Genomic DNA, 3,944 nt, shown 5'->3' with positions numbered 1-3,944 from the left:
CTGCTGCCGCGCTTGGGCCATCGTCCTGGATCGACACGCGCGCGCCGATTGCCACCGATGCGGCACTGGTATCGCCATCGCCATCCGTTACTGTGGCCACGGCCAGCAAGGCGGCGTTAGCGACAGACAGCGACTCGTCCGGGCTGGAAGCACCGCCAGTCGGGTGCTTGATGGCGTTGTACTGCGCCATACTGAGCACACCGGTGGAGGAATTGATCGCAACCGCGAACGCCGCCTTGCCATTGTCGGCACCTGCGGACGAGATCCGTCCGATCACCAGATTGCCTTCCTTGAACAGGAAGATGCTGTCGCCGGCAACGGTATCGAGGCCCGAATCAACGCCGGCAGCCGATACGGCAAGCGAATAGACGGTACCGGCAATGCCGTCGACACCGCCGCTGCTGCCGCTTGAATCGATCACGGAGGCTGTGCCTTGTGCATAACCTGCCGCCATCTGGGTGCTTGTGGTTGTCACGCCGGAGAAGAGGGAGATCACGCCGGCAGCCGTAGTGTCGTCTGCGTCGGCTTGATTGCCTACGGTTTCGTCATGCCGTACCTGGCCTGTGCCAAGCGCTGCTGCAGCGCTCGGACCATCGTCCTGGATGGAGACGCGGGCACCGACTGCCACCGATGCGGTACTGGCATCGCCGTCGCCATCGGTGACGGTCGCGATGGCAAGCAGCGCCGCATTGGCAACCGAGAGTGATTCATCGGGGCTGGCAGCGCCGCCAGTTGGATGTTTGATGGCGTTGTACTGCGCCATGCTGAGCACACCGGTGGACGAATTGATCGCAATCGCAAATGCCGCCTTGCCGTTGTCGGCGCCCGCGGAAGAGATGCGTCCAATAACCAGGCTGCCTTCCTTGTACAGCAAGATGCTGTCACCAGCCACGGTATCGAGGCCCGAATCAACGCCCGCTGCCGATACATCGAGCGAGTACACCGTGCTGGCGATGCCGTCAACGCCACCGCTGCTGCCGCTCGAATCGATCACGGAGGCCGAGCCTTGCGCATAGCCTGCCGCCATCTGGGTGCTGGTCGTTGTCACGCCGGAGAAYAAGGAGATCACGCCCGCGGCAGTTGTATCGTCGGCGTCRGCYTGRTTMCCCACTGTCTCRTCATGCCGCACCTGGCCTGCRCCAAGSGCTGCYGCCGCGCTTGGGCCATCGTCCTGGATCGACACGCGCGCGCCGATTGCCACCGATGCCGCACTGGTATCGCCATCGCCATCGGTCACGGTTGCAACCGCAAGCAGGGCGGCGTTGTTAATGGACAGCGACTCGTCAGGGCTGGAAGTTCCGCCAGTCGGATGCTTGATGGCGTTGTACTGCGCCATGCTGAGCACACCGGTGGAGGAATTGATCGCAATTGCGAACGCCGCCTTGCCRTTGTCGGCGCCCGCGGAAGAGATGCGACCTATAACAAGGCTGCCTTCCTTGTACAGCAAGATGCTGTCGCCAGCCACGGTATCGAGGCCGGAGTCGACGCCTGCMGCCGATACGTCGAGCGAGTAGGCCGTGCTGGCCAGTCCATCGACGCCGCCGCTGCTGCCGCTTGAGTCGATCACGGAGGCCGAGCCTTGCGCGTAACCGGCCGCCATCTGAGTGCCGGTTGTTGTCACGCCGGAGAAGAGGGAGATCACACCCGCAGCTGTGCTGTCGTCTGCGTCGCCTTGATTACCAACGGTTTCGTCATGCCGCACCTGGCCCGTGCCAAGAGCCGCTGCGGCGCTCGGGCCATCGTCCTGGATCGAGACGCGCGCACCGATTGCCACCGAAGCGGAGCTAGGGTCCCCATCGCCGTCCGTGACGGTGACGACGGCCAGCAGCGCGGTATTGGCGACCGAGAGTGATTCATCGGGACTGGAAGTGCCGCCAGTGGGATGCTTGATGGCGTTGTACTGCGCCATRCTGAGCACACCGGTGGACGAGTTGATCGCTACCGCGAATGCCGCCTTACCGTTGTCGGCGCCCGCAGAAGTGATCCGGCCAACGACCAGGTCGCCTTCCTTGAACAGGAAGATGCTGTCACCGGCCACGGTATCAAGTCCGGAGTCGACGCCAGCAGCCGATACGGCAAGCGAGTAGACGGTGCTGGCCAGTCCATCCGCGCCGCCCACACTGGCGCTTGAATCGATCACCGACGCGGATCCTTGTGCGTAGCCTGCTGCCATCTGGCTGCTGGTGGTAGTGACGCCACTGAACAAGGAAACTACGGCTGCCGCGGTGGTGTCGTTCGCATCGGCCTGGTTGCCGACAGTCTCGTCATGCGCCACGGCGCCGGCCCCCAAGGACGCGGCGGCGGTTGGTGCATCGTCGGCAAACCCCAGGTCGGCCAGCGGCTGCACATTGTCGCTGCCGGTCTGAAGTTTGAAATTGCCGATGTCGAACTTGGCATTGTCTGTGGCGCCTGAGCCCACGTTGTCGATTTCCACCCGATTGTGCGAGGCGGTCGTCGTGTATTCGATGGTGTAGTCGGCTTTTGCGCCGGTGATGGTGGCAATGCCATTGACAATCGAGATACTCAGGTTGGCGGTATTCACCGATCCATCCGACTTCTCGAGAATGGTGCCGCTGGGGTCCCGCACCGTGACCGAGGTCACGTCGATGTGAGAGTCGTTGTGCAGTCCCGGTACATAGGCGGTGCCGGTTTCCAGCGCCGTATTGAAGGCGCTGACTTTAACCGTGGTGGTTTGCTGGTTCGGCTGGGTTTGTGACACGACAAACGATGCCATGGTCGCTGCAGCCAGCCCCTCAAACTGAATATCGGCAGCGGTGGTCGCTTCCGCGTGCGTAAGATTTGGCACCGTAAAGTCGGGATTCGCATTGGTCACGAAAGTGAAGATCAGGCCGTGATTGGCATCGATCATCTGGTTGTTCGTGCCAATCGTTGCATCAGTACCGCCCTGGCTGGAGTTCACTGTGCCGCCGGCCTGGGCGTCGGCCGCCGTCACGACCAGGGCGACATCGTCACCGGCCGTTGCYGGGTCCTTGGCGTGACCGAACATCAGGAATAGATTCTGCCCGGAGGGCGCTTTCTCAAGACTGAAGCTCTGTAGCGTATTGACCTGGTAATTCAGAACGTTGGAAAGGAATACAAGGTCATTGGGGTTGGTAGCGTCGGGCTGGAGCAGCGAGTCATACTGCGCCAGCCAGACCTTGGCGCCGGTGGCRCCGGCGTCGCCGGGTGCCACGGTCCCCGTATCGAGGTAGATGGCRAAGGCCAGCCTTCCGCTCGGGTCTGCAATGCCGCCGGCAGTTCCTTCCCGTGCCAGCACAACGTTATTGTCGCCTGGATAGACATATAAGAATATTTTCGTGCCGTTTGTCGTCATGAGGCCGCTGTAGGTGCCGGCTGCGACCACAAATGCCACGTCATTTACATTGGGTCCGAATGAAAGTGCATTGGCACCCAAGGGATTTGCACTGGTGGCGCCGCTGACTGCGGCCCCGGTCGCACTCTGCCCGGTGCCGGTGCCAGCCGCTGTCACTGCGGCGAGAATGGCATCGAACTCGGGAGGAAAATTGCCAATTGATGTGTCATTGGTGCTGAGGGTGCCCTGAACGTTTTGGACCCCGCTTGTTTCGTCGATCTGAAGAACGCTGCTCATGATTGCTTACCTCGTATTGAACTAGCGGTGGGGAATCGATTCTTTTCTTAAAAAATGATTGGACGCGTTTCTCATCAATTCGCGCCAATACACCCAGTTTTGTTGCAAACGCAACCATAAAAGGGTAACCCTTCCACTAGCAGGCGGTAATACGTCAATTGCGCTATGCAAGGCCAGATACCGGCTGAGCTAATATTTCAAAACTTTCAAATTTTAATCTTCAGCTGAACCRTCTAATATGACTATCAAATAGAAAGTGCTAAGTGACGCATCATTAGGGGAATGCGGAGGTTCACATGCACACATTTTCACGGGCCTTGCTCGGGATTTATCG

General features: G+C 60.3%; 1 protein-coding gene. It reads right to left on the bottom strand.

What is annotated here, in order from left to right:
* Window positions 1-3,373 (bottom strand): DUF5801 repeats-in-toxin domain-containing protein (locus AB4Z11_RS25840; RefSeq protein ID WP_442028670.1); only part of this gene is annotated, 3,373 nt, incomplete at its 3' end.
* Between the last annotated feature and the right edge of the window lie 571 nt (window positions 3,374-3,944).

The organism is Pseudoduganella sp. RAF53_2 (genome assembly GCF_052113985.1).
Lineage (GTDB): Bacteria > Pseudomonadota > Gammaproteobacteria > Burkholderiales > Burkholderiaceae_D > Rugamonas.
This window is presented reverse-complemented; position numbering and strand designations above follow the sequence as displayed.